Annotated in this window: 1 protein-coding gene; it reads right to left on the bottom strand. The window is 55.8% G+C overall.

Annotated features, from left to right (window positions below):
• On the bottom strand, window positions 1-301 hold a 301-nt coding region (locus FRY97_RS22780; RefSeq protein WP_170254907.1), incomplete at both ends, for a hypothetical protein.

Below are 301 nucleotides of genomic sequence, written 5' to 3'. Positions count from 1 at the left end.
GTCTATCACCTCGAACGCGCAGTACAGCTCGCTCGTGTTGCCGCACTCGTCTGTGGCTACATAGCGGAACATGTGATTGCCGAAAGGAATGCCCGCTACAAAGCGGCTTGCGTTTGCAGGGATCTGGCGTACCACTACCGTGTCGATAATGATGTTGCCGGTCGGCAGCCCGAACTGGTTAAGCTCTTCCTCTTCTGTCGTCGTTACGATCTCAGTGTATACCGTCGCGCTTGAGCAGTTGTCGCTCACGCCAGGCATTGGAACCTGGAAGGACGCTGCGCAAGAGAATGGGCTGGTAGAA

The organism is Phaeodactylibacter luteus (assembly GCF_007993045.1).
Taxonomy (GTDB): domain Bacteria; phylum Bacteroidota; class Bacteroidia; order Chitinophagales; family Saprospiraceae; genus Phaeodactylibacter; species Phaeodactylibacter luteus.
Note: the sequence above shows the minus strand (reverse complement) of the source record. Positions and strands in the feature narration are given on the sequence as shown.